Raw genomic sequence first — 329 nt, 5'->3', positions numbered from 1 at the left:
GCTGAACGAGCAGGATTAGTGGCAAAAGAAAACCGTTCCGACTTAGAAAAGATTCCTCACCTGATACTGCCTGCGGTCTTACTACTTAAACAAGGTGAGGCGTGCGTTCTCAACAGTATCGATTTAGAGAAGCAAGAAGCGGAAATCATTACTGCGGAAAGCGGAATGGTGCCAATCATCATTCCTGTCGAAGAGCTGAAAGAACAATTCATCGGCCGCTACTTCTTGGTAAAGAAACAGTTCCGTTATGATGAACGTTCACCAGAAGTTCTAAAAACACGTAAAGGGCATTGGTTTTGGAGCACGATTTGGGAATCTAAAAACATCTA

General features: G+C 43.5%; 1 pseudogene. It reads left to right on the top strand.

Annotated features, from left to right (window positions below):
* Positions 1–329: pseudogene (locus AB4512_RS21730) on the top strand (type I secretion system permease/ATPase); the annotation flags it as partial.

This window comes from Vibrio sp. 10N.222.52.B7, from assembly GCF_041474275.1.
Lineage (GTDB): Bacteria > Pseudomonadota > Gammaproteobacteria > Enterobacterales > Vibrionaceae > Vibrio > Vibrio crassostreae_C.
Note: the sequence above shows the minus strand (reverse complement) of the source record. Positions and strands in the feature narration are given on the sequence as shown.